The sequence below is a fragment of the Streptomyces sp. Tu 2975 genome (genome assembly GCF_009832925.1).
Taxonomy (GTDB): Bacteria; Actinomycetota; Actinomycetes; order Streptomycetales; family Streptomycetaceae; genus Streptomyces.
The window spans coordinates 4744629-4770085 of record NZ_CP047140.1 but is presented as its reverse complement, the minus strand read 5'-3'; the positions used below and the strand labels follow the sequence as shown (position 1 = coordinate 4770085).

Genomic DNA, 25457 nt, shown 5'->3' with positions numbered 1-25457 from the left:
CATGAACTCTGCATGACGATATGCAGAGCGGGCAAGGCGAGGCGCACGGGAGCGGATCAGGAGGCGGCCCGCGGCTCCATGAACTCCAGCCGGTTGCCGACGTTGTCGTGGGCGTAGAAGCGGTCGTGGCCGGGGAATTCGCCGTCCCACGTCACCTCGTGGCCGCACTCCTCCAGCCGCTCGGCGAGGGCGCGCAGCGAACGGACGAGAATGCCGGGGTGCGCCTTGCGGGCGGGTGCGAAGTCCTGCTCGACACCGAGGTGGACCTCGAGACCGCCGCCGCGGAACCAGCAGCCGCCGCGGGCGGCCAGCACCGGGGGCTTCTCCAGCTCGGTCATGCCCAGCACATCGCCCCAGAACCGGCGGCAGAGGTCCTCCGACCCCGGCGGGACGGCCAGCTGGACGTGGTGCAGGCCTCCGAGGACGTACTCGGCGGTCGGTGCGGTGCTCTCCGTGCTCATGGTCGCCTCCCCCTGCGAACCGGCCTGCGTCCGACGGCAGTCCGACCGCTCATGGTGTCACAGCGCGTCGGACGGCTCCCGTTGTCCCCGGGGTGAAGAGGGGGGCTAACCCCAATGACCCGGCGGCCCGCCCGGCCGTAGCTTCGGCCTCATGGAAGCCCGCGACCCTGAGCTCAAGAAGGAGCTCGACGCCACTCTGCACGCCCGACGCGACCTGGGAGAGGAGTACGACTCCGCGCTGGTCGAATCCTTCCTGGAGAAGGTCGAGGAGCGGCTCGACACCACGGTCGACCGCCGTGTCAGGCGGCAGCTTGCCGAGCAGCGGACGACCGCCGCCCGCAGCCCCGGCCGGCAGCGCTCCGCGGACGGCTTCGGGGAGCGTTTCGGCTTCGGCATCATCACGATGGTCCTGGCCATCCCGCTCTCCGCGATCGGCGTCGCCAACGCCGACCTGCCCGGTCTGGTCGTCACCTGGCTCGGCATCGTCGGAGTGAACCTGGCCCACGCCGCCCACGGGATGCCGTGGCAGCGCCGGGCACGGAGCACCGGCTCCGACTGGGAGGACTGAGCGGCCGTCACCGCCGCGGCACCGCTGTGCGCGGGCCGCGCACTCGGCGCGAAGACTGTGCGCGGGGACCGCCGCACCCCCTGCCCGAGGGCCGGGGGGCGGGACGACGGCGGTCCCCGCGAGGGACACGGGCCGGGTCAGGACCGGTATCCGTGTCCGGGGCGTCCTGGGAGTCCGGGAGCCGCTCCGGAAGTCCTGTGACGCCGCCAGTGGTGCCGGCCGGGGTACCTGCCCGGTCTCCCTGCCGACATCCACCAATGTGCCGTACGCGTGTTAAGCGGGTGCTGCGCGTACGTGACGCGCTCGTACCGATTGCGCGACAGACGTGCTCAAAGGTTCTCCCCGTCGGGCTACTTGGCGCCCTTGGCGAGGAACGCCAGCAGGTCCTGACGGCTCACCACGCCGGTGGGCTTGCCCTCGACCAGCACGATCGCCGCGTCCGCCGTCCCGAGCACCGACATAAGGTCGCCGACCGGTTCGCCGGAGCCGACCTGCGGCAGCGGTGCGGACATGTGCTTCTCCAGCGGGTCGCCGAGTGACGCACGCTGGGTGAACAGGGCGTCCAGCAGCTCCCGTTCGACGACGGAACCGATGACCTCCGCGGCCATCACGTCCGGGTGACCGGCGCCCGGCTTGACGATCGGCATCTGGGAGACGCCGTACTCGCGCAGCACCTCGATGGCCTGACCGACGGTCTCCTCCGGGTGCATGTGCACCAGGCTGGGGATGCCGCCGTGCTCCTTGTCGCGCAGCACGTCGCCGACGTTGGCGACGCCTTCGCCCTCCAGGAAGCCGTAGTCGGCCATCCACTCGTCGTTGAAGATCTTGCTCAGGTAGCCGCGGCCGCTGTCCGGCAGCAGGACGACGACGACGTCGTCGGGGCCGAGCCGCTCCGCGACGCGCAGCGCGGCGACGACCGCCATGCCGCAGGATCCGCCCACCAGGAGGCCCTCCTCCTTGGCGAGCCGGCGCGTCATCTGGAAGGAGTCCTTGTCGGACACGGCGACGATCTCGTCGGTCACGGTCCGGTCGTACGCGGAGGGCCAGAAGTCCTCGCCGACGCCCTCGACGAGATACGGACGGCCGGAGCCGCCGGAGTAGACGGAACCCTCGGGGTCCGCGCCGACGATCTTGACCTTGCCGTCGCTGACCTCCTTCAGGTACCGCCCGGTGCCGGAGATCGTGCCGCCGGTGCCGACGCCCGCGACGAAGTGCGTGATCCGCCCGTCCGTCTGGTCCCACAGCTCGGGCCCGGTGGTCTCGTAGTGGGAGCGCGGGTTGTTGGGGTTGGAGTACTGGTCCGGCTTCCAGGCGCCCGGCGTCTCACGCACCAGCCGGTCGGAGACGTTGTAGTACGAGTCCGGATGCTCGGGGTCGACGGCCGTGGGGCAGACGACGACCTCGGCACCGTAGGCGCGCAGCACATTGATCTTGTCCGTGGACACCTTGTCGGGGCAGACGAAGATGCACTTGTAGCCCTTCTGCTGGGCCACGATGGCAAGGCCGACGCCGGTGTTGCCGCTGGTCGGCTCGACGATCGTGCCGCCGGGCAGGAGTGCGCCGCTCTCCTCCGCCGCCTCGATCATCCGCAGCGCGATCCGGTCCTTCACCGACCCGCCGGGATTGAAGTACTCGACCTTGGCCAGGACGGTCGCCGAAATGCCTTCGGTCACGCTGTTCAGCTTCACCAGCGGGGTGTCGCCGACGAGGCTGATCATCGAATTGTGGATACGCACAATGTTCTCCGGGGTCTCCGTGATGGTTCGCCCAGCGTAAGCGGGCGGCCGCGGGATTGGGGGACGGTCGCTACGGGGCAGTTAGCTCTTGAACGGCGACGAAGCCTGCGAGGGCCGCAGCACACGAGGCTGCGGCCCCCGGTGGGTTGCGAGGAGGTGGCACGGACTGTGTCGAGAGCGAGGGTGGCGCGGCGCATCGCGGCCGGCGCCGCGTACGGCGGGGGCAGCATCGGGCTGCTCGGGGCGGCGGCGGTGGGCCTGGTGCTGGCCGAGGTCCAGCTGGCCAAACGCACCGTCGGCGGGGGCCGGGCACCCGTCCCTCCGCGCGGCGACGGTCTCTACGGGCTGGCCTTCGGCCGGGAGAACCCACTGCATCTCGGCCTCCTCGGTGACTCGACCGCGGCCGGCCAGGGTGTGCGCAGGGCGGGCCAGACCCCCGGGGCGCTGCTGGCGTCCGGGCTGGCGGCGGTGGCGGAGCGGCCGGTGGAGGTCCGCAACATCGCGCTGCCCGGGGCGCAGTCCGACGACCTCGAGCGGCAGGTGACGCAGCTGCTCGCGGACCGGTCACGTACCCCGGACGTGTGCGTGATCATGATCGGCGCCAACGACGTCACCCACCGAATGCCGCCGACGGAGTCCGTGCGCTACCTGGCCGCCGCCGTCCGCAGACTGCGGACGGCGGGGGCGGAGGTGGTCGTCGGCACCTGCCCCGACCTCGGGACGATCGAGCCGGTCTACCAGCCGCTGCGCTGGATGGCCCGCCGCGTGAGCCGCCAGCTGGCCGCGGCCCAGACCATCGTGGTGGTGGAGCAGGGCGGGCGGACGGTCTCGCTGGGAGATCTGCTCGGCCCCGAGTTCGCGGCGAACCCGCGCGAGATGTTCGGGGTGGACAGTTACCACCCGTCGGCCGAGGGCTACGCGACGGCAGCCATGGCGATGCTGCCGACGCTGTGCGCGGTGCTCGGCCTGTGGCCGGAGACCGACGTGCTGGACGCGGACCGGGACGAGGGCATGCTGCCGGTGGCCAGGGCGGCCGCGACGGCCGCTGCCGAGGCGGGCACGGAGGTCACGGGCGCCCGCGCGCCCTGGGCCCTGCTCAAGCACCGCCGTCGCCGGCGCCTGCCTCCTGCCGCGGAGACGTCTCCCGCCGCCCCGCACGTGGAGCCCGCGAGGGGCCACGCGGGTCCCACGAACTGACGCTCCGGCGCCAGGTCCTGCCGCACGCGCCGCCCAGCGGTGTACGGCAGGTTCTGGCGCACGCGCACTCGCTGCCTGTTCGGCGGGCCCGTCGCAAGGCCGGGCCGACGGGCGGCGGAGGGGCGGGCCGACGGGTCGGAAATCCGGGCGGAGCAGCGGTTTCAGGGCCGCCCTGGGTGGGGAAGGGCAAGCCGGGAGGGGGCATAAGCAAGCGCCCGCTTAGAAAAGAGGCCCGCATCACACCATCCGCGCAGTGACCCGCGCGGTACGTACGGGTAACTTCCCAATCAGCCCTTCCGTCTTCCCCTCATGGAGCCGTGATGCCCGAAGCCGTGATCGTCTCTGCCGCCCGTTCCCCGATCGGCCGGGCCTTCAAGGGCTCGCTCAAGGACGTCCGCCCCGACGACCTGACCGCCGAGATCATCAAGGCCGCGCTCGCCAAGGTGCCCGAGCTCGACCCGCGTGACATCGACGACCTGATGCTCGGCTGCGGCCTCCCCGGCGGCGAGCAGGGCAACAACCTGGGCCGCATCGTGGCCGTGCAGATGGGGATGGACCACCTCCCCGGCTGCACCGTCACCCGTTACTGCTCGTCCTCGCTCCAGACCTCCCGGATGGCGCTGCACGCGATCAAGGCCGGCGAGGGCGACGTCTTCATCTCGGCGGGTGTCGAGATGGTGTCCCGCTTCGTGAAGGGCAACTCCGACAGCCTGCCGGACACGCACAACCCGTTCTTCGCCGACGCCGAGGCCCGCACGGCCGCCGTGGCGGAGACCGAGGGCTCCACGTGGCACGACCCGCGCGAGGACGGCCTGGTGCCGGACGCGTACATCGCGATGGGGCAGACCGCGGAGAACCTGGCCCGCCTCAAGGGCATCACCCGCCAGGACATGGACGAGTTCGGTGTCCGCTCGCAGAACCTCGCAGAGGAAGCCATCAAGAACGGCTTCTGGGAGCGCGAGATCACCCCGGTCACCACCCCCGACGGCACGGTCGTCAGCAAGGACGACGGTCCGCGCGCCGGAGTCACCCTCGAGGGCGTCCAGGGGCTCAAGCCCGTCTTCCGCCCCGACGGTCTGGTCACCGCCGCCAACTGCTGCCCGCTGAACGACGGCGCCGCCGCGCTCGTCGTCATGAGCGACACCAAGGCCCGCGAGCTCGGCCTGACGCCGCTCGCCCGGATCGTCTCCACCGGTGTCTCCGGCCTCTCCCCCGAGATCATGGGTCTCGGCCCCGTCGAGGCGTCCAAGCAGGCGCTGAGGCGCGCGGGGCTGACCACCTCGGACATCGACCTGGTCGAGATCAACGAGGCGTTCGCCGCGCAGGTCATCCCCTCGTACCGCGACCTCGGCTTCGACCTGGACAAGGTCAACGTCAACGGCGGCGCGATCGCGGTCGGCCACCCCTTCGGCATGACCGGCGCGCGGATCACGGGCACGCTGATCAACAGCCTCCAGTTCCACGACAAGCAGTTCGGCCTCGAGACGATGTGCGTGGGCGGCGGCCAGGGCATGGCGATGGTCATCGAGCGGCTGAGCTGAGCCGGAGCGGAGGGTAGGGGTCGCCCGAGGAACGAGGGCGGCACCTGCCCGCAGCGGTGGCGAAGCGAACGCGACCCGACAACGCGAGCGGCTGAGCTGAGCCGGAGCGGAGGGTAGGGGTCGCCCGAGGAACGAGGGCGGCACCTGCCCGCAGCGGTGGCGAAGCGAACGCGACCCGACAACGCGAGCGGCTGAGCTGAGCCGGAGCGGAGGGTAGGGGTCGCCCGAGGAACGAGGGCGGCACCTGCCCGCAGCGGTGGCGAAGCGAACGCGACCCGACAACGCGAGCGGCTGAGCTGAGCCGGAGCGGAGGGTAGGGGTCGCCCGAGGAACGAGGGCGGCACCTGCCCGCAGCGGTGGCGAAGCGAACGCGACCCGACAACGCGAGCGGCTGAGCTGAGCCGGAGCGGAGGGTAGGGGTCGCCCGAGGAACGAGGGCGGCACCTGCCCGCAGGGCCCAGCGTGGATCTCAGTTCGTGACTGAATCTCCCCCAGGATGTGACCTATCTCCTGGGGGAGACCCCTTTTTGCAGGTCAGGGCCGATCCGCCGGTAAACGCCGGGCGCAAAGTCCTGTCCAATTGGTGACGTAATGCACTGACAGAGTGCGCGGGTTCATCGCAAGCTGATGTAGAAGTCGGGGGGATCCGATTGAAACCGGGAGTAAGTCAGTGAGCGCCATGTCTCTTGCCCTGCTGCTGACCACGGCCGCCGCCACGGCCGTGGGCGCCGCTGCCCTGCACGCCGCCCACGGGCTCCGTAAGCAGGTCGCCGCCCTGCGCAGCGAGCTCGCCGAGGCGTCCGGGCCAGCCCGCACGGCCTCCGTGCCCCAGGCCCGCACCAGTGACGCCGCCGAGATACGCGCGGCCGTCGCCGAGGCGCTCGCCGAGGAACGGGAGCGCGAGCTGGCCGAGGCGCGGGCCTTCTGGGCAGCGCAGGAGGCGCGTGACGCCGCGGACGCCTCCGCCCGCTACTCCGGCGAGGGTTCCGGCTCCGCGTCGGGGTCCGCGCTCGGCGGTCTGTCGGGCATCGGCGACGAGATCCCGCCGTTCTACGTCCCGCGCCAGGCCGACTTCGTGGGCCTGGAGTCCATGGGCCTCGAGTCGACGGACCTGGAGTCGCTGGATCTGGACGGCGTCGACGGGCTCGACGAGATGGCCGACCTCCCTGAGGTCACCGAGTTCGCGGAGGACTCCCCCGAGCTGGCCGCCGCCCGCCGCCGGCACCCTTCCCACCCCGACTTCGTACCGGTCCAGACGCCTGTGGTCACCGACCATGAGCGCACCGTGTCGAAGCTCGAGGAGCTCGCGGAGACCGGCACCGAGCTGGCCGACGTCCGTCCCGGCCCGCTGGGCACCCTGGACGTGTACGTCTTCGCCGACGGCACGACCCTGTGCATGACCCCGGGCCACCGGGAGACCGCGGAGCGCCTCGCTGACGCGCTGCGCGCGGGCACCGCGCCGGTGCTGCTGGGCGGTTCCGGTGTGTCGGGCGCGTACGCCCTGACGTTCTCCTGCGGCGACGAGAGCGTGTACATCCTCGCCGACCGCGTGATCGCCTCCCACTGAGCCCGGCCGCTCGGCCTGCCCGTCCCGGATCCCGAGGGGCGCCGTCCGGAGGGCTACAGCCCCGCGCGGTCGGCGGCGGCCCGCACCAGCGCGGTCGCCTCGTCCACTTCCCTTGACGCGTCCGGCACCGGCCGAAGCGCTTCGGCCAGATCGTGAGCGGCCACCATCAGCTGGTCCGCGACCGCGAACACCCCCGCGTCGGGCATGGTCCTCGGCTCCCGTCCGGGCTCCTCGATCCCTTGCGCCCTTCTCGCCAGTTCCCTGGCCAGGGCCAGTGCCTCCGCCGCCGCGCCCCGCTGGAGCCGGCTCTGCGGCGCCGCCCGCAGACGGTCCGCGAAGCGGTCCGCCGCGGCGATCAGTCCCGTCGTATCGAACACGCCGCGACCCTACGCGCCCTTCCGGGACTGTTGCCAATACGCGCACGCTCAGGCACGGTGGCGTGAAGAGCACACGCGCAATGCGTCCGGAGGCGCCGATGTCCCAAGTCTTCTCCGAACAGACCCACCGAAATCTGCTCTCCCGAATCCCCGAGTGCACCGGTCGTGACATCTCCGACTGGCTCCGCACCGTCGACGAAGGACCGTCTCTCTTCAATTTCGAGGAGAAGGTCAGCTGGCTCCGGGGCGAACACGACCTCGCGTACGGACATGCGAAGGCGATCATCCACGAGTACGACCTGAGGCGGGCCGCGCGCAAGCTGCTCTAGTGGCCTCAGGTGCCGCACACGAGGAAGGGCCCGCAGGCAGCGCCTGCGGGCCCTTCGTGCGGCCGGTGACCCCGGCCGCAGCGCCGACTAGTCGTCGCCGCTGAAGATCGCCACGAGCCGCAGCATCTCCAGGTAGATCCACACCAGCGTCACGGTCAGGCCGAAGGCGGCCAGCCAGGACTCCTGGCGCGGCGCGCCGTAGGTGATGCCGTCCTCGATCTCCTTGAAGTTCAGGGTGAGGAAGAAGCAGCCGATCAGGATGGCCAGGATGCCGACGATCGCACCGAGCGGACCGAAGCTGCGCAGACCGCCGTCCTCGGCGACGCCGAAGACCACGAGCAGCAGGTTCACCGCCATCACGGCGATGAAGGCGATCGCGATGGTCATACCGATGCGGGCGTACCGCGCGGTGACCCGGATCCAGCGCTGCTTGTACACGAACAGCATGGCGCCGGTGACGGCCATGGTGCCGAGCACCGCCTGGAAGGGCGCGCCGTCCCAGCGACTGTTGTACATCTCGCTGATCACGCCGAGGAAGATGCCCTCGAAGGCCGCGTAGCTCAGGATCAGCGCGGGCGACGGAGTGCGCTTGAAGGACTGGACGATCGCGAGGACGAAGGCCACGAGGGCCGAGCCGATGGCGATGCCGTAGCTGCTGGGGGAAACCGGCAGGACGGCCCAGGCGAGGACCGCGCCGAGAACCACGGTGCCCAGCGTCATGCCGGTACGCGTGACGACGTCGTCCATCGTCATGGCGTCCGTGCGGACGGGCGCCGGGGCGCCGTACTGGGTGTCCGCGGGGGCGTAGGGGTTGGTCGCGTAAGGGTTGCCGGCGCCCTGTGCGTAGGGGTTGGTTCCTACGGCGGGGCCCCCGGCCTGCGGCTGCTGCTGCGCGTTGAAGCCGGCGTAGCCGTTGTCGCGGCTGAACCCCCGTCGCGAGAAGACCGGGTTGCTGCTCCTCATCTCACTCCTCCTTGGCCACCGTGCGCGGCCTAGAAGTCAAGAGTAATGCGGAAGCAAAGCGAACACTCTAGTGCTCGGGGAGGATCTTTCCGGGATCGTGACAGTGGAGCACGGCACGGGGATCCCGCGGAGGGTGACCGGGTGACGGGCGGTGGGGCGTCGAGGTGCCCGGAGCCGGACTCGAACCGGCACGCCCCGAGGGGCAGCGAGGTTTAAGCTCGCCGTGTCTGCATTCCACCACCCGGGCGTGGCGCGAGGGCTCCGCGTTGGCACCCGAGCCTATCGGTGCAGATCGACCCGCCATCGGGGCCATGGCCCGATCTTGTCTGATTCCATTGGCTCCTGAGGGAGCGTCAGGCCAGGTAGGGGTGTGTTCGCACCCCCCTCGTACCGCCTGCGGCCGCCGCCCCGAGCCCCCCGGAATGACGTAAAAGCGCCCTCGCCGGTCACCCTCGCCCCTCAGGGGCGCCGTCATACCCAAGGAGGAGGAGCGGACCGCCCGATCCGACCGGAGAGGGCCCCGGGAACGGGCACCGGGACTGACGACTCCCCGCGTCGGCGCGGACAGGATGGTGAAGTCAGCACGGCACATCCCCGACAGGAGCTTCCCTCGTGACCACCACCCCCATCGCTCACCGCGCCACCGCAGTGGCCGCCCGCGCCACGGACCTGTCCAAGGTGTACGGACAGGGCGAGACCCAGGTGGTCGCGCTGAACCATGTGAGCGTCGACTTCCGGCAGGCCGAGTTCACCGCGATCATGGGCCCGTCCGGCTCCGGCAAGTCGACGCTGATGCACTGCGTCGCCGGGCTGGACTCCTTCAGCTCCGGTTCCGTGCGCATCGGGGAGACGGAGCTCGGCAGCCTGAAGGACAAGCAGCTGACGCAGCTGCGCCGCGACAAGATCGGCTTCATCTTCCAGGCGTTCAACCTGCTGCCGACGCTGACCGCGATGGAGAACATCACGCTGCCCATGGACATCGCGGGCCGTAAGCCCGACCGGGAGTGGCTGGAGCGGGTCATCGACATGGTGGGCCTGCGTGACCGGCTCGGCCACCGGCCGACCCAGCTCTCGGGCGGCCAGCAGCAGCGCGTCGCCGTCGCCCGTGCCCTGGCGTCCCGACCGGAGATCATCTTCGGTGACGAGCCGACCGGAAACCTCGACTCACGGTCCGGCGCCGAGGTGCTCGGCTTCCTGCGCAACTCCGTGCGCGAGCTCGGCCAGACCGTGGTCATGGTGACCCACGACCCGGTGGCCGCCTCCTACGCCGACCGGGTGATCTTCCTGGCGGACGGCGCGATCGTCGACGAGATGCTCAGCCCCACCGCCGACAGCGTCCTCGACCGGATGAAGGCCTTCGACGCCAAAGGCCGCACGAGCTGACGTCCTCGGGCCCGTCCCGGCCCGTTCCCCCGCCCAGGGCCGGCGCGCCCGCCCCTGGCGCTCCCGCGGCACGCCCCGGCACCCCCGGCGGCCGCGCAGCACGCGCCCTGCCCCGCGCGCCCCCTCACGACCTCACCTGTCACCGCCCGGCCCACGGCCGGCCCCGCCGGGCCGCCCGCGAGGACGCCGGTGCCCGTTCCCAGGACACCCACATGTTCCGTACCGCCCTGCGCAATGTGCTCGCGCACAAGGCCAGGCTGCTGATGACCGTGCTCGCCGTGATGCTCGGCGTGGCCTTCGTCTCCGGCACCCTGGTCTTCACCGACACCCTCGGCAACGCCTACCGCAACCAGTCCGCCAAGAGCTACGACAAGGTCGCGGTCGCCGTGACGACCTACATCGATCCGAGCGAGGCCACGAAGGACGCCGGCATCGACGAGAAGACCCTGGAGAAGATCCGGGGCGTCGACGGCGTCGCCTCCGCGGCCGGCCGGGTCTCCGGCTTCGCCGGCGTCGCCGACCAGGACGGCAAGCTCATCGGCAACGGCTGGTCCAACACCGGCGCGAACTTCGCCCCGGGCAAGGACGGCAAGGACGGCGCGTACACCTTCACCGCCGGTGAGGGCCCGCGCCAGGACGGCGAGATCGCCCTCGACAAGGACTCCGCCGCCAAGGGCGGGTACAAGGTGGGCGACACCGTGCGGGTGGCCACCAACGGCCCGGTGAAGGAGTACACCCTCGCCGGTGTCTTCACCACCGAGGACGGCGCGGTCAACGCGGGCGGCAGCCTGGTCCTGTTCGACACCGCCGTGGCCCAGCAGCTCTACCTCCGGCCCGGGTACTTCTCCGACGTCACCGTCACCTCCGAGGCCGGCGCCTCCGACACGAAGATCCTCGCGGCCGTGAAGCCGCTGCTGCCCAAGGACTCCGAGGCGCAGACCGGCAAGGAGCTGGCCGACGAGCAGGCGAAGCAGATCGAGAGCGGTCTGTCGAACATGAACACGATGCTGCTCGCGTTCGCGGCCATCGCCCTGTTCGTCGGCGTCTTCCTGATCGCCAACACCTTCACCATGCTGGTCGCCCAGCGCACCAAGGAGCTGGCGCTGCTGCGCGCCGTCGGCGCCTCCCGCCGGCAGGTCAAGCGCTCGGTGATCCTCGAGGCGCTGGTCGTCGGGGCCGTCGCCTCGGTGGTCGGTTTCGTGCTGGGCCTCGGCCTGGCGACGGGTCTGCGGTCGGCGATGAGCACCTTCGGCGCCAAGGTGCCCGCGGGACCGCTGGTCGTCTCGCCCACCGCGGTGGCCGCCGCCCTGGGCGTCGGTGTGCTGATCACGGTGCTGGCGGCATGGCTGCCCGCCCGCCGGGCCGCGAAGATCCCGCCGGTGGCGGCGATGAGCAGCGTGCATGCGGTCGCGACCATCAAGTCGCTGGTACTGCGGAACACCATCGGTGGTGTGATCACCCTGCTGGGCGCTGCCGCGATCGTCGCCGGTGCGGCGGCCGGCTCCGACGGCCGGATGATCATCGGCGGCGGCGCGTTCCTGGCGCTGGTCGGCATCATCGTCCTGATCCCGCTGCTGTCCCGCGCGGTGATCGCGCTGGTGCGGCCGCTGCTGCACCGTCTCTTCGGGGTGTCGGGCAAGCTCGCCGGGCAGAACGCGGTGCGCAACCCGCGCCGTACGGGCGCCACCGCCTCCGCGCTGGCGATCGGTCTCACTCTGGTCACCGGGATCTCGGTGCTCGGCGCCACGATGGGCCGTGCCGTCGACCAGATGACCACGGACAACATCAGGGCCGACTACATGGTCTCGATGGCCGGTGGCGGCGCGCTGGACAAGTCGGCGCTCGACGCGATCGAGAAGGCCGAGGGCGTCAGCGCCGTCTCCCCGCAGCAGGCGTCCTCGATGGAGATCAAGGGCAACTGGCACTCGGCGTCCGCGGTCACCCCGGGCGACGTGGAGAAGGTCTTCGCCCTGGAGACGGTCTCCGGCTCGCTCGCCACGCTCGGCAAGGGGCAGATCGCGGTCGACGACGACACCGCGAAGTCGAACGGCTGGAAGACCGGTGACATCCTGCCGGCCGAGTTCGGGCCGGAGGGCAAGAAGGAGACCAGGAATCTGACGGTGGGCGCCGTCTACAAGGGCAACGAGTTCCTCTCGCCGATCCTGGTCGCCACCGACGTCGTCGCCCCGTTCGAGCCGAAGCCGTACATCCCGGAGATCTGGGTGACGATGGACGGCGGCGCGACTGCGGCGAACGAGCAGGCGCTGGTCGACGCGCTGGGCGACAACCCGGCGATGAGCGTCATGGACCAGCAGGACATCCGGAACATGTTCGGCGGGTTCATCAACACGGCGCTGAACATCATGTACGGGCTGCTGGCGATGGCCCTGATCATCGCGGTGCTCGGCGTCATCAACACCCTGGCGATGTCCGTCTTCGAGCGTCAGCAGGAGATCGGCATGCTGCGGGCGATCGGCCTCGACCGCGGCAAGGTGAAGCGGATGATCCGGCTGGAGGCCGTGGTGATCTCGGTCTTCGGCGCGGTGGTCGGCATCGGTCTCGGCTCGTTCCTCGCCTGGGCGATCGGCGAGACGATCCGCAAGGAGATCCCCGGGTATGTACTGGTCATGCCGTGGGACCGGATCGGGATCTTCCTGCTGCTGGCCGGTGTGGTCGGCGTGCTGGCGGCCCTGTGGCCCGCCCGGAGCGCGGCGAAGCTGAACATGCTGACGGCGATCAAGACCGAGTAGCTGCTTCCCGGAACGGGGCCCCGTGGACGTGTGCTGTGCACGCGTCCACGGGGCCCCGCTCGTTGTACGCCCGGCGGCGGTCGCTCAGCGCCAGTCGCGGCTGCGCAGCGGCACTTCCGAGCTGCCGCTGCCGGGGGTCCGCACGGCGAGGATCTGGTTGACACCGATCCTGTTGCGCTCGAACGAGACGGCGGAGGCGGCCATGTAGAGCCGCCACACCCGTGCCCGGCCGACCGACGTGGACCGCGCGGCCTCGGGCCACGCCTTCTCGAGGTTGGCGACCCAGGCGCGCAGGGTGCGGGCATAGTGCTCGCGGATCCCGTGGACGTCCCGGACCTCGAAGCCTGCGTCCTCCAGGGTGGCGACGGTACGGCCGAGGGGCGCGAGCTCCCCGTCCGGGAAGACGTAGCGGTCGATGAACTCGTCGATCCGGTAGGCCGATTCGTTCTTCTCGGGGCGGCGGGCGATCTGGTGGTTGAGCAGCCGGCCACCCGGCACGAGGAGCGAGAACAGCTGGTCGGCGTACTCGCGGTAGCGGACCCGGCCGACGTGTTCCGCCATGCCGATGGACGAAACGGCGTCGTACGGACCGTCCCTGACGTCCCGGTAGTCCTGGACCCGGATCTCGATCCGGTCGGTGAGCCCCTCGTCGGCGATGCGCTTGCGGGCGTACACGGCCTGTTCGCGGGAGAGTGTCACGCCGGTGACCCGGGCGCCGTACTCGCGGGCGGCGTGGACGGCCAGGGAACCCCAGCCGCAGCCCACGTCGAGGAGCCGGTCGCCCTCCTTCAGCCCGAGCTTGCGGCAGACCAGGTCGAGCTTGTCGCGCTGGGCCTCCTCCAAGGTGCCCGCCTCGTCCCAGTAGGCGCACGAGTAGACCATGGACGGCCCGAGCACGAGCTCGTAGAAGTCGTTGCCGACGTCGTAGTGGTGGCTGATTGCCTCCTTGTCGCGCCGCTTGGTGTGGAGCGGGCCGGTACGGCGGCGCACCTCCTCGGCGGGCGGGGGCGGCGGGGGCAACCGCCCGCCGAGCTTCAGCAGACCGAGGGCGGCCGCCCGCAGCCTCGGGTCACGCGCGGCGCGTACCGCACGCACCACGCTCTGCCGCTCGTCGCCACGCTCCCAGAAGATCCCGGCGAGCAGGTCCAGGGCCTCGTACAGATCGCCGTCGACGTCGACCTCCCCGGCGACCCAGGCCCGAGCGAGCCCCAGCTCGCCCGGCCGCCACAACAGCCGCCGCAGGGCACGCCGGTGGCGTACGACGAGGGTGGGCGCGCCCGGCGGCCCGGCTTCGCTGCCGTCCCAGGCGCGGACGCGGACCGGGAGCGGTGCCCCCAGCAGTTCCTCGGCGAGAGTGGTCAGCCGCAGTGCGGCGTCGGCCATGGCGCACACCTCCGTGACGGTGGTTCCCACGAACGCCCCGCCGGCCCCGCACCGGGACCGCACGGTTCCCTTACCTCAACAACGTGCCCACTGTGTGCTTCCCCGCACTACGCAATGCACAGGCAAAAAGGCGGGAAACGGCACCTGGTCGGAGTCAGCCCCCGCGGAGGGCGGTTCCCGGCCGCGCCGGAGGGTCCTGGGAAACGCCGAAGGGGCCGCCCGCACCACGGATGGCGGGCGGCCCCTTCGGGGACAGCGGTACCGCTAGGAGGCCTTGGCCTTCTCGGCCTCCGGCTTGGCGGCGACCGGAGCCGGCTTCGCGGCCTCGTAGAACTCCTCGCGGGGGCTCTCCATCGCGCCGAGGGAGACGACCTCGCGCTTGAGGAACATCGCCAGCGTCCAGTCGGCGAACACGCGGATCTTGCGGTTCCAGGTCGGCATGGCCATGCCGTGGTAGCCACGGTGCATGTACCAGGCGAGCCGGCCCTTGAGCTTGATCTTCATCTTGCCCATGACGATCATCGCGACGCCCTTGTGCAGGCCGAGACCGGCGACCGCACCCTTGTTCGCGTGCTCGTAGTCCTTCTGCGGGAAGCCGCGCATCCCGGAGATGACGTTGTCGCCGAGGACCCTCGCCTGGCGCAGCGCGTGCTGGGCGTTCGGCGGGCACCAGGCGTTCTCGACACCGGCCTTGCGGGCGGCCATGTCCGGGACCTGGGCGTTGTCGCCGGCGGCCCAGATGTAGTCGGTGCCCTGGACCTGGAGCTTCTCGCTGCAGTCCACGTGGCCGCGGGGGCCGAGCGGCAGGCCGTAGCGGGCCAGCGCCGGGTTCGGCTTCACACCGGCGGTCCACACGATCGTGTTGGAGTCGACCTCGAGGCCGTTCTTCAGCACGACGTGGCCGTCGACGCACGAGTCCATGGAGGTGGAGAGGTAGATCTCGACCCCGCGACCCTCGAGGTGCTCCTTGCCGTACTTGCCCAGCTTGGGGCCGACCTCGGGAAGGATCTTGTCGGCGGCGTCGACGAGGATGAACCGCATGTCCTCGCGCTTGACGTTGCTGTAGTACTTCGCCGCGTCACGGGCCAGGTCCTCGACCTCGCCTATGGTCTCGGCGCCGGCGAAGCCGCCGCCGACGAAGACGAAGGTCAGCGCCTTGCGGCGGACGTCCTCGTCGGTCGTCGAGTCGGCCTTGTCCAACTGCTCGAGCACGTGGTTGCGAAGGCCGATGGCCTCTTCGATGCCCTTCATGCCGATGCCCTGCTCGGCGAGGCCGGGGATCGGGAAGGTACGGGAGATCGCGCCGAGAGCGATCACCAGGTAGTCGAAGGGCAGCTCGTACGCCTCGCCGACGAGCGGCGAGACCGTCGCGACCTTGCGGTCCTGGTCGATGGTCGTGACCCGACCGGTGAGAACCTCTGCCTTGGGCAGCACGCGTCGCAGCGGGACGACGACATGCCGAGGCGAGATGCTGCCGGCAGCAGCTTCGGGGAGGAAGGGCTGGTACGTCATGTACGACCGCGGGTCGACGACCGTGACGGTCGCCTCGCCGTAGCGCATCTTCTTGAGAATGCGCCGAGCTGCGTACAGGCCTACGTACCCACCGCCTACAACGAGGATCCTGGGACGCTCCGTGGTGCTCATGCCATCGAGTATCCACCCCCCTCGGAGGGGGCGCTCGTGAGCCCCTTCACAAGGTGTTGCCGTCACTCTGCTACACTCCGCCGCCCACGTGGCCCAGGTCATGGTTCCCAGGGGGAACCACAGGGTGCCGGGGGACGTTGATCACCCCTCTGAGCTGGCCCCTAGGGCTACGGGGCCACTGGACCGCCCACCCTTGCCCTCTGGGGGCGCGGTCCGCCGACCGCCTTCGAATGTGCCCGTCCGGGCCCAACAGGCGCACACAAAGGGCCTCCAGGAGCCTCCACGGGCCCGTCAGCACGCTTTTCCTTGTGAAGAACTTCACGAACTTTCTCGCGAGCACCCCTCCAGGCCGGTCCGAAGGGCCCTTCGGACGGCAGTCGGAGCGTCGTCGGGCGGGGACCGGCGCTCGGTGCCAGGGTGAGGCGCAGACCCCGGGAGAGACCGGGGAAGTCCCGGAGAAAGGCAATCGCGTGATCACCACTGACTTCGTGCCCGGCTCCCCCTGCTGGCTCGACCTCGGCGCCCCCGACATCGACGCGGCGGCTGCCTTCTACGGCGCAGTCTTCGGCTGGCAGGCCCGGCCGTTCGACCAGGAGGCGAGCAGCTACAAGTCGTTCCGTCTCGACGACAAGGTGGTGGGAGCCGTCGGGCAGCTCACCGAGGAAGGCGCCCGCCCGGCCTGGACGGTCTACTTCCACACTTCCGACATCGACTCCACCGTCAAGGCGGTCGAGCAGGCCGGCGGCTCGGTGCGCACTTCGCCCTCCGAGGTGTCGGACGAAGGGCGGTTCGCCCAGCTCACCGACCCGCAAGGGGCCCAGTTCGCGGTCTGGCAGCCGGGCTCGTACCCGGGGATCCAACTGGCCGACGCCCCCGGCAGCCTCGGCTGGGTGGAGCTCTACACCACCGACTCGACCGCCGCGCAGACCTTCTACGGCACCGTCTTCGGCTGGTCCGGCCAGGACATGGAACTCCCCGGCGACGGCGGCACGTACACGATGGTCACGCCGAAGGACCAGCCGGCCGAGCGGATGTTCGGCGGCATCATGGCCGTCCCCCAGATGTTCTCGTCGGGCGAGAACCGGCCGTACTGGCACCCCGTCTTCGGCACCGCGGACTGCGACGCCACGGTCGCCCTCGTGCGGGAGAAGGGCGGCTCGGTCTCGATGGGTCCCGAGGACGCGGAGGGCGTCGGCCGGCTGGCGGTGTGCAACGACCCGGCCGGGGCGGAGTTCGTCGTGCTCACCCCGTCCCCGGCCCCGACGTCCTGACGCGGACTCAGCCGGTCGTACCGGCGGCGACGCTGTACGCGATGCCGTCGAGGATGTCGTGCTCGCTGACGACCACCTCGCGGGCCCCGGTCCGCCGCATGACCGTGAGCAGGACGAGCGCCCCGGCCGCGATCACGTCGACCCGGCCGGGGTGCATCACGCCGATCGCGGCACGCTCGTCGTGCGTCGAGTTCAGCAGCATGGTGGTGACCTCCTCGACCTGCTCGTAGGAGATCCGCGAGTGGTGGATGGCCTCGGAGTCGTACTCCTCGAGGCCGAGCGCGATGCCCGCGACCGTGGTCACGGAGCCGGCGAGCCCGACCAGGGTGTGCGCCTGCCGGATGGGCACGGTCTTCTCGACGTCGTCGAGCGCCGCCTCGATGTCCGCGGTGATCGCGGCGATCTGCTCCGGCGTCGCCGGACTGCTCGGCGCGTGCCGTTCGGTCATCCGTACGCAGCCGATGTCGACGGACCGGGCGGCCCGGGCATGCTCCTCGCCGACCACGAACTCGGTGGAGCCGCCGCCGATGTCGACGACCAGATAGGGGCGGGCGACGTCGGAGCGGCCGTCGAGCGAGTTCGTGGCGCCGGTGAAGGAGAACTCGGCCTCCTGGTCACCGCTGATCACCTCCGGCTCCACGCCGAGGATGTCGAGCACGCCGGCGACGAACTCGTCGCGGTTCTCCGCGTCGCGCGACGCGGAAGTGGCGACGAAGCGGACACGGCGGGCGCCGAGTTCCTCGATGGCCGCGGCGTACTCACGGCAGGCGTCGAACGTCCGCTTCAGCGCCTCGGGGGCGAGCCGGCCGGTGCGGTCGACGCCCTGGCCCAGCCGGACGATGGTCATCCGGCGGTCGAGGTCGACGAGCTTCCCGGTGGCCGGGTCGACGTCCGCGACCAGGAGCCGGATGGAGTTGGTGCCGCAGTCGATGGCGGCGACGCGGGTCATGTCGGCGGTCTCCTCGGTGATCAGGCTTCGGGTGTCACGCAGGGCGACACGCACGGCCCCTTGGCCCACCACTCGGGCAGCATCGCGATCGCCTCGTCGCCCAGCGGGTTCACGCCGGGGCCGGCCGCAAGCGAGTGGCCGACCAGCACGTGCAGGCACTTCACCCGGTCCGGCATGCCACCGGCGCTGGGGAAGCCCTCCAGCACCTCGATGGCGTCACGGCGCCGGATGTAGTCCTCGTGGGCCGCCCGGTAGGCGGCGGCGAGTTCGGGATCGGTGGCCAGGCGCTCGGTCATCTCCTTCATGACGCCGTTCGCCTCCAGCGTGCCGATCGCGGAAGCCGCCCGCGGGCACGTCAGGTAGTACAGCGTCGGGAAGGGGGTGCCGTCCGGAAGCCGCGGGGCGGTCTCGACGACATCGGGCTGCCCGCAGGGGCAGCGGTGCGCGATCGCGCGCAGACCGCGCGGGGGCCGGCCGAGCTGATCCTTGAACGCGGCGATGTCCGCGTCGGTGGGCTCGGTGGGTTCGGTGGTGGGAGGAGGGGTTTCCATGCCTGCCTTGTTCGCTGACTTAACCGTGCTGCGGGCCATCGGCGCTGTCCACGCCGTTCCATACGTTCGAGTACCAGGGCCGGTCGGCCGCACCGCCCTCTTCGTGCTGCTGCTCGGCGGCCTCCGGGTCGATCATGGTGTACCCGGTCTCCCCCGGCAGGACGTAGTGCAGATGCTCGCGGGCCAGGCGCCTGATGTACATGTCGTCCTTGAGGCGCGCCTTCTCGTCCTTGAGCTGCTCGACGCTCGTACGGGCCTCGTCCATCAGCCGTTCCTGCTCGGCGATCTCGGCCCGCTGCGAGACGTACTGGCGCATCGGGTAGGCGAGTGCGACGACGAGCGAGCAGACGACGAGGGCCAGGAAGGCCGCGCGTCCGGTGAGACGGGAGCGGCGTGCCTGACGGCGGTTCTGGGACCGGTAGACACGGGCGGCTGTCTGCTCACCGAGCACCCGCAGCCTGGTCGCGGTGGAGAACCGGTCCGCCTCCGGCGTGCGTGCCATGCCTCTCGCCTCCCCTTCACACGCGTACGTCCCCGGACACGGTACGGGACCGCGGCCGGGGACGTACGGACGACAGGGCGTCGGACGGTGATCGTCGGAACGATCAGCCGTCGTACTCGCTGCGCTTACCGGTCCGCGAGGCGGAACCGCGGGAACGCGCTGCGGCCCGCGTACACCGCCGCGTCGTCGAGGATCTCCTCGATGCGCAGCAGCTGGTTGTACTTGGCGACGCGCTCGGAGCGGGCCGGGGCGCCGGTCTTGATCTGACCGCAGTTGGTGGCGACGGCCAGGTCGGCGATGGTGACGTCCTCGGTCTCGCCGGAGCGGTGGGACATCATGCACTTGAAGCCGTTGCGCTGGGCGAGCTCGACGGCGTCGAGGGTCTCGGTCAGCGAACCGATCTGGTTGACCTTCACGAGCAGGGCGTTCGCGGCGTTCTCCTCGATGCCGCGGGCCAGGCGCTCCGGGTTGGTGACGAACAGGTCGTCTCCGACGAGCTGCACCTTGGCGCCGAGCTTCTCGGTGATGGTCTGCCAGCCGGCCCAGTCGTCCTCGAACAGCGGGTCCTCGATGGAGACCAGCGGGTAGGAGTCGACGAGCTCCGCGTAGTACTCGGTCATCTCGGCGGCCGAGCGGGACTTGCCCTCGAACTCGTACGAGCCGTCCTTGTAGAACTCGGACGCGGCGACGTCGAGCGCGAGCGCGATGTCCTTGCCCGGTGCGTAACCGGCCTCCTTGATGGCCTCGAGGATGAGGTCCAGGGCGGCGCGGTTGGAGTCGAGGTTCGGCGCGAAGCCGCCCTCGTCGCCGAGACCGGTGGACAGACCCTTCTGCTTCAGGACCTTCTTGAGGGTGTGGTAGACCTCGGTGCCCCAGCGGAGGGCCTCGGAGAAGGACTCGGCGCCGATCGGCGCGATCATGAACTCCTGGATGTCCACGTTGGAGTCGGCGTGCGAGCCGCCGTTCAGGATGTTCATCATCGGAACGGGCAGCAGGTGCGCGTTCGGACCGCCCAGGTAGCGGAAGAGCGGCAGGTCCGAGGCCTCGGAGGCGGCGTGCGCCACGGCGAGGGAGACGCCGAGGATGGCGTTGGCGCCGAGGGAGGACTTGTCCGGGGTGGCGTCCAGGTCGAACATCGCCTGGTCGATCAGCCGCTGCTCGGTGGCGTCGTAGCCGACGAGCTCCGGGCCGATCTGCTCGATGACGGCGAGGACGGCCTTCTCGACACCCTTGCCCTGGTAGCGGTTCTGGTCACCGTCGCGAAGCTCGAGAGCCTCGAACGCACCGGTGGAGGCGCCGGACGGAACTGCAGCACGACCCGTGCTGCCGTCGTCGAGGCCAACCTCGACCTCGACCGTGGGGTTACCTCGGGAGTCCAGGATTTCCCGGGCTACGACGACGTCGATGGACGGCACGAGCATCTCCTTCTGGGATGTGACGCGAGAAAAAGTGCAGAGGTCTGCTTGGCCTTGCGGCAAGAGCCTAACCGCCCCGGGGGCAAAGGCCGGCCGATGCCCGCCCCCTGGGACGAAAAAGGGCATCAAGACCCCTGAGGCCGGACAAACAGGGCGGTATCTACCTTGCAGTAACCGGCATGGGGCCACCCGGCTTTCGAACGGAACGGACCCCGGCCCGGCGCGTACGGGGGAAGGCGCGCCGGACCGGGGTGCTCGGGTCCCGTTCGAAGGACGGGTGGCCTCCCACGACCGCCGGACCGCAGGAGGAGGGGGATCAGCTCAGGTGGAGCTGCTGACCCGGGTGGATCACGTCGGCGTCCTCGACGACGTCCTTGTTCAGCTCGAAGAGCTTCTCCCAGCCGCCCTTGACCTTCTCGGCCTCGGCGATCTTGCTCAGGGTGTCGCCGGCCTTGACCTTGTACTCGCCGTCACCCTTCTTGAAGGCCTTGGCCTCGGGAGCGGCGGCGGGCTTCTCGGCCTTCTTGGCCGGGGCCTCGGCGCGCTCGGAGCGCGTGGTGGGTGCCTCGGCCCGCTCCTGGGCCGGCTGGGTGGGCTCGGCCTCGGCGGAGCCGCCGCCGTAGGAGGCGCTGGACAGGCCGACGCCGCAGCTCGGCCAGGCGCCCTTGCCCTGGCCGGCCAGGACCTTCTCGGCTATCTCGATCTGCTGGGACTTGGACGCCTGGTCGGCGGTCGCGGCGTACGCGGTGCCGCCGTACGCGGCCCAGGTCGAGGCGGAGAACTGCAGGCCGCCGTAGTAGCCGTTGCCGGTGTTGATGGACCAGTCGCCACCGGACTCGCACTGGGCGACGGCGTCCCACTCGGAAGCGGTGGCGGCGGAGGCGGTGCCCGCGCCGAGCAGCGGGGCGGCGACGGCCGCACCGGTGATGCCGACGAAGGCGGCGATACGGGTCGCCCTGGAAGCGCGGCGGTGCTTGGCGTTGCCGGAAGAACGCAGCATGGAGCTATCTCCTCACCGACGCCTGCGAGGTGAGCTGTCGGGTTCGGGCCTGTGAGTTGCCCGGCCGCGCGTCACTGACGCGCGGTCTTCACCCCCAGCCGGTTCCGTTCCGCCGGTCCCGCGGTCCGGCCGACCTCGACGTACGGTCGGCCTCTCGCGCTCTCGACTCACGGGCCCGGCACTTACCTTGGGTCCCCCGCTCCTGCCTTCGGCGCTCTGAGCGACGACTGTTCCCCCCGACCGACGGCAGGATTCGGCGTATCGGTCGACGGTGCCCGCGATGGCGAACGGTTCAGACCGTAGACACACGACTCCCCGATGTTCAAAGTCGAACATCGGGGAGAAATCGCCCGAACCGGCCATCTGCGTGTGTCCGTTTTCGCAGGTGAGGGGCGGAGTGGGCGAATTAGCGGGGGAATTTGCCCCAGTTGCAGCAAAGAGACCCTTGTCTCACTCGCACACAACGGACATAAGCCCGCGAAACGCTACGCGAACTAGCCCCGGTTCAGGCCCAGATCGAGGCTCTGACCGGGCAGGATGAGGTCGGGGTCGGCCCCGACGGTCTCCTCGTTCGCCTGATAGAGCGCCGGCCACCCGCCGGGCACGTCCTTCTCGGCGGCGATGTCGCACAGGTTGTCGCCGGGCTGAACGGTGTAGGCGTCGGGGCCGGTTGCCTCGTCGACCCCGTTGCGGCCGGAAGTGTCACCGCGTGAGGCATGACGGCCGCTTTCGCGACCCTCTTCCGTATTGCCCGTTTCCGTGTCGTCGGCGGCGGGAGTGCCGCGGTGCTTGCCGCCGCTCGTCGCGTCGTCGGAGGGAGCCGCACCCGCGGCACCGTCGGACGCGTCGGGAGCGGCGGTGACCTCGTCCGTGGAGTCCGGCGCGCCACCGGCGTCACGGGACGGCTCCGAGGCGTCCGTACCGTCCGGCGCTCCGGTCCTGCCCGAACCGCCGGAAGAGGCCTCGGGGGCCCCGCTGTCCGTGGCGTCGCTCGGCGCGTCCTCGCGGGAGGTGCCTTCGGACGGCTCGACGTCCGGCGTCTCGCTCTGCTGCGGCAGCGGCAGGATGCCGGGGTCGACGCCGGTGTCCGTGCCGTCGTCGACGAGCCCCGCGAGCGGGCCGCAGGCGGGCCACGCCTGCGGCCCCTCGGCGGCGAGCACCTTCTCGGCGACCGCTATCTGCTGCGACCGGCTGGCGAGATCGGCGCTCGGCGCGTACGCGGTGCCGCCGTACGCGGCCCAGGTCTCCTCCGAGAACTGGAGTCCGCCGTAGAAGCCGTTGCCGAAGTCGGCGCTCCAGGCGCCGCCGCTCTCGCACTCCGCGACACGGTCCCACGTGCTCGCGTCCGCGGCGGAGGCCGAGCCCGCACCGAGCAGCGGAATGGCGATGGCCGAACCGGTCACACCCGCCGCGACGATGAGGGCCGGAGCCTGGCGGGGTCGGCGGTGTCGTCCGTTCCCGGAGAGCATGCGGTTGCCTTTCACGTGACAGCTGGGAAACCCGCGGCCTGCTGTTGCATGCCGAGTGACGGTGAACGTAGCCGTATTCGAACGTGAGTCACAAGTCGATGCAGCGGAGATCACGTGAAAGTCACAGAATTGACGCCACGTCAGTTTGTTTGCGGTGTGAACTCAACGGGCAGAGTGCGCAATCCACGCATGATGAGTCCCCCACGCCACCGCAAATCGGCCGGATCTCCCGCAAGCCGCAAGTCAGGCATTCTGCGGAGCAGCGTGCCGAGCGCGGTCTGCCCCTCGAGCCGGGCGAGCGGCGCACCGAGGCAGTAGTGGATGCCGTGCCCGTACCCAAGATGCTGGTTGTCACGCCGGGACAGGTCGAGCGTGTCCGGCGCGTCGAATCGTCCGGGGTCGCGGTCGGCGGCCGCGAGCACGACGAGCACGGGGTCGCCGGCCGCGATCCGCTGCCCGCCGACGGTGAGCGGTTCGGTGGCGAACCGCCATGTCGCGAGCTCCACCGGCCCGTCGTAGCGCAGCAGTTCCTCGACACCCGTCGCGAGCAGTTCGCTCTCGCCCGCGGCGAGCGAGGCCTGGAGGCGCTCGCGCTGGCCGGGGTTGCGCAGCAGCGCGTACACCCCGTTGCCGATGAGGTTCACCGTGGTCTCGAAGCCGGCGAAGAGCAGGATGAAGGCCATCGCCGCGGCCTCGTTCTCGGTGAGGTGCTCGCCGTGGTCGGACGCCTTGATGAGCCCGGAGATCAGGTCGTCACCCGGCTCCTCGCGCTTGCGGTGGATCAACTCCGCGAGGTATCCGCGCATCTTCTTCACCGAGCGGGCGACGCCTCCGCGCGGACCGCCCCCGTGGCGGATCATCATCCCCGCCCAGTCACGGAAGTCGTCCTGGTCCTCGCGCGGAACGCCGAGCATGTCGCAGATGGCGTAGATGGGCAGCGGGAACGCGAACTCGTGGATCAGGTCCGCTTCCCCCTTCTCCGCGAAGGAGTCGATGAGCCGGTCCGTCAACTCCTGCACCCGGGGCGCGAACTCGGCCACACGGCGCGGTGTGAACGCCTTGGAGACCAGCCGGCGCAGCCGGGTGTGGTCCGGCGGGTCGATGTTCAGCAGATGCGTCATCAGCTCTGCCTTGCGCTCGCCGGGAATGCCCGTCTTCCCCTTGGCGTGCGCCGGTTCGTCGTGATGCGCGGGGTTCTTTGAGAGCCGCTGGTCGGCAAGGGCCTGCTTGGCGTCGGCGTAACGGGTGACCAGCCACGCCTCCACGCCGCTGGGCAGCCGGGTCCGGTGCACCGGCGAGTGCTCGCGCAGCCAGGCGTAGGCGGGGTAGGGGTCGGTCGCGAACTCCCAGGTGAAGAGTTCGGGAGCGGCGTTCGGATCGGTCGGGTCGTTCACCCCTCGACGTTACCGGGGTGGCCCTCCGCCGCGCGGATCGCGTCCCGGTACGCGCGGGCCGCGGCACGCAGCGCCGCCTCGGGGTCGACGCCCGCCGCCTCCGCGCGTACGGCGAGTGCGAGCAGCTCGTAGCCGACGCCCTGTCCGGCGGGGAGCGGGACCTCCAGGCCGGCCGTACGGACCCGGGACGCGAGCTTCGCCGCCAGTGCGAGGCCCGGCTGACCGAGCGGGACACCCTCGGTCACCGAATCGCGCCGCTTCTCGATCGCCTTGGTGCGCAGCCAGTGGGCCTTGACCTCCTCGGGCGTCGAAGCGGTCTCCTCACCGAAGACATGGGGATGGCGGTGGATCAGCTTCTCGACGATGGTGCCCGCGACGTCGTCGATCGAGAACGGCTCGTCCTCTTCCCCGGGCCCGCCCTCCTCGGCGATCCGCGCGTGGAAGACGACCTGGAGCAGTACGTCGCCCAGTTCCTCACGCAGCTCGTCCCGGTCACCGTCCTCGATGGCCTCGACGAGCTCGTACGCCTCCTCGATGCCGTACTTGGCCAGGCCCTTGTGGGTCTGCTGCGAGGACCAGGGGCACTCGCGGCGGATGCGGTCCATGACCTCGACGAGGTCGAGCAGCCGCGCGCCGGGCAGGTCGTACGCACCGGGCAGCAGCTCCAGATCCGGCATCGCCACCCGGCCGGACCCGCCGAGGCGGGCCAGACCGTCGGTCAGGACCGGCTCGCCCTCGCCGGAGGCCAGTACGACGATCGTGCGGCCCCCGGCGCAGGCGTCCACGAGCTCCTGGGCGCTCGGCGCCGCGTGCTCGACGGTCACACCCGCCTCACGCAGGTACGACAGCTGCCGGTGATACGGATCCGCGCACAGCACCCGGTCCGCGGCGCGCAGCGTCCGCCACGCGGGCCAGGACAGCAGTCCGGGCGCGACGCGGTGGCTGGCGGTGAGCAGGACGATACGGCCGACGGCGGGTGCTTCGGTGGTCACACCCCGAACCTACCT

The 25457-nt window shown here is 70.7% G+C and carries 22 protein-coding genes, 1 tRNA gene and 1 riboswitch; of the genes, 8 read left to right on the top strand and 15 right to left on the bottom strand.

The features are described from left to right. Positions 1-56: 56 nt before the first annotated feature. Entirely contained in the window at positions 57-461 is a 405-nt protein-coding gene (locus GLX30_RS21170; RefSeq protein WP_159691304.1) for a glyoxalase, read from the bottom strand. A gap of 151 nt (positions 462-612) precedes the next feature. Here GLX30_RS21170 and GLX30_RS21165 point away from each other — a divergent pair, with 151 nt between their 5' ends. Then, positions 613-1029, top strand: coding sequence for a hypothetical protein (locus tag GLX30_RS21165; protein WP_159691301.1), 417 nt, complete (start codon positions 613-615; stop codon positions 1027-1029). Positions 1030-1379: 350 nt separating this feature from the next. On the opposite strand, the gene GLX30_RS21160 is transcribed toward GLX30_RS21165, so the two are convergent. Beyond that, positions 1380-2765 (bottom strand): cystathionine beta-synthase, encoded by a 1386-nt coding sequence (locus tag GLX30_RS21160; protein ID WP_159691298.1) that lies wholly within the window; start codon positions 2763-2765, stop codon positions 1380-1382. A gap of 183 nt (positions 2766-2948) precedes the next feature. On the opposite strand from GLX30_RS21160, the gene GLX30_RS21155 reads away from it, so the two are divergent. The 3 genes from GLX30_RS21155 (at position 2949) to GLX30_RS21145 (ending at position 7070) form a co-directional block, all read left to right on the top strand. Beyond that, positions 2949-3962, top strand: a complete 1014-nt coding sequence (locus tag GLX30_RS21155; RefSeq protein ID WP_159695155.1) for an SGNH/GDSL hydrolase family protein — start codon at positions 2949-2951, stop codon at positions 3960-3962. 320 nt (positions 3963-4282) lie between these two features. Continuing rightward, positions 4283-5503, top strand: a complete 1221-nt coding sequence (locus tag GLX30_RS21150; protein WP_159691295.1) for an acetyl-CoA C-acetyltransferase — start codon at positions 4283-4285, stop codon at positions 5501-5503. A gap of 679 nt (positions 5504-6182) precedes the next feature. Continuing rightward, positions 6183-7070 carry a hypothetical protein gene (locus tag GLX30_RS21145; protein ID WP_208545593.1) on the top strand — a complete coding sequence of 296 codons (888 nt, stop codon included), beginning with the start codon at positions 6183-6185 and terminating at the stop codon, positions 7068-7070. A 53-nt stretch (positions 7071-7123) separates the two neighbouring features. Here the strand turns inward: GLX30_RS21145 and GLX30_RS21140 are convergent, their stop codons facing one another. Beyond that, positions 7124-7447 (bottom strand): hypothetical protein, encoded by a 324-nt coding sequence (locus GLX30_RS21140; RefSeq protein WP_159691290.1) that lies wholly within the window; start codon positions 7445-7447, stop codon positions 7124-7126. A 98-nt stretch (positions 7448-7545) separates the two neighbouring features. Here GLX30_RS21140 and GLX30_RS21135 point away from each other — a divergent pair, with 98 nt between their 5' ends. Beyond that, positions 7546-7776: a DUF4287 domain-containing protein gene (locus tag GLX30_RS21135; RefSeq protein ID WP_159691287.1), complete on the top strand. Its 231-nt coding sequence runs from the start codon at positions 7546-7548 to the stop codon at positions 7774-7776. Between the two features lie 87 nt (positions 7777-7863). Here GLX30_RS21135 and GLX30_RS21130 read toward each other — a convergent pair whose 3' ends face one another. Together GLX30_RS21130 and GLX30_RS21125 are read right to left on the bottom strand one after the other, a co-directional pair. Next, a complete protein-coding gene (locus GLX30_RS21130) occupies positions 7864-8739 on the bottom strand; it encodes a Bax inhibitor-1/YccA family protein (RefSeq protein ID WP_159691284.1) in 876 nt (291 codons plus the stop codon). A 165-nt stretch (positions 8740-8904) separates the two neighbouring features. Continuing rightward, positions 8905-8986 (bottom strand) — tRNA-Leu (locus tag GLX30_RS21125). Positions 8987-9351: 365 nt separating this feature from the next. Here GLX30_RS21125 and GLX30_RS21120 point away from each other — a divergent pair. Then, positions 9352-10122: an ABC transporter ATP-binding protein gene (locus GLX30_RS21120; protein ID WP_159691281.1), complete on the top strand. Its 771-nt coding sequence runs from the start codon at positions 9352-9354 to the stop codon at positions 10120-10122. Between the two features lie 212 nt (positions 10123-10334). Then, positions 10335-12872 (top strand): ABC transporter permease, encoded by a 2538-nt coding sequence (locus GLX30_RS21115; RefSeq protein WP_159691278.1) that lies wholly within the window; start codon positions 10335-10337, stop codon positions 12870-12872. Positions 12873-12956: 84 nt separating this feature from the next. Here GLX30_RS21115 and GLX30_RS21110 read toward each other — a convergent pair whose 3' ends face one another. Next, a complete protein-coding gene (locus GLX30_RS21110; RefSeq protein WP_159691275.1) occupies positions 12957-14255 on the bottom strand; it encodes a cyclopropane-fatty-acyl-phospholipid synthase family protein in 1299 nt (432 codons plus the stop codon). Between the two features lie 264 nt (positions 14256-14519). After that, entirely contained in the window at positions 14520-15899 is a 1380-nt protein-coding gene (locus GLX30_RS21105) for an NAD(P)/FAD-dependent oxidoreductase (RefSeq protein ID WP_159691272.1), read from the bottom strand. Positions 15900-16369: 470 nt separating this feature from the next. Between GLX30_RS21105 and GLX30_RS21100 the strand changes: the two genes are divergently transcribed. Further along, entirely contained in the window at positions 16370-17170 is an 801-nt protein-coding gene (locus tag GLX30_RS21100) for a VOC family protein (RefSeq protein ID WP_159691270.1), read from the top strand. Positions 17171-17177: 7 nt separating this feature from the next. Here GLX30_RS21100 and GLX30_RS21095 read toward each other — a convergent pair whose 3' ends face one another. The 8 genes from GLX30_RS21095 to GLX30_RS21060 all read right to left on the bottom strand — a co-directional run bounded on the left by GLX30_RS21095 (position 17178) and on the right by GLX30_RS21060 (position 25442). Next, entirely contained in the window at positions 17178-18119 is a 942-nt protein-coding gene (locus GLX30_RS21095; RefSeq protein ID WP_159695154.1) for a Ppx/GppA phosphatase family protein, read from the bottom strand. Between the two features lie 20 nt (positions 18120-18139). After that, the gene (locus GLX30_RS21090) at positions 18140-18670 is read right to left on the bottom strand and encodes a DUF501 domain-containing protein (RefSeq protein WP_159691267.1); all 531 of its coding nucleotides are present in this window, start codon (positions 18668-18670) and stop codon (positions 18140-18142) included. A gap of 19 nt (positions 18671-18689) precedes the next feature. Next, the gene (locus tag GLX30_RS21085; protein WP_159691264.1) at positions 18690-19172 is read right to left on the bottom strand and encodes a septum formation initiator family protein; all 483 of its coding nucleotides are present in this window, start codon (positions 19170-19172) and stop codon (positions 18690-18692) included. Positions 19173-19297: 125 nt separating this feature from the next. After that, entirely contained in the window at positions 19298-20593 is a 1296-nt protein-coding gene (eno, locus tag GLX30_RS21080; protein ID WP_159691261.1) for a phosphopyruvate hydratase, read from the bottom strand. A 310-nt stretch (positions 20594-20903) separates the two neighbouring features. Continuing rightward, positions 20904-21587: a transglycosylase family protein gene (locus GLX30_RS21075; RefSeq protein WP_279632604.1), complete on the bottom strand. Its 684-nt coding sequence runs from the start codon at positions 21585-21587 to the stop codon at positions 20904-20906. A 4-nt stretch (positions 21588-21591) separates the two neighbouring features. Further along, positions 21592-21728: riboswitch (cyclic di-AMP (ydaO/yuaA leader) on the bottom strand. Positions 21729-22081: 353 nt separating this feature from the next. Further along, positions 22082-22990 (bottom strand): transglycosylase family protein, encoded by a 909-nt coding sequence (locus GLX30_RS21070; protein ID WP_347879778.1) that lies wholly within the window; start codon positions 22988-22990, stop codon positions 22082-22084. A gap of 206 nt (positions 22991-23196) precedes the next feature. Then, positions 23197-24450, bottom strand: coding sequence for a cytochrome P450 (locus GLX30_RS21065; protein ID WP_159691256.1), 1254 nt, complete (start codon positions 24448-24450; stop codon positions 23197-23199). Continuing rightward, positions 24447-25442, bottom strand: a complete 996-nt coding sequence (locus GLX30_RS21060) for a nucleoside triphosphate pyrophosphohydrolase (protein ID WP_159691253.1) — start codon at positions 25440-25442, stop codon at positions 24447-24449. The genes GLX30_RS21065 and GLX30_RS21060 overlap by 4 nt, the downstream gene beginning before the upstream one ends. Between the last annotated feature and the right edge of the window lie 15 nt (positions 25443-25457).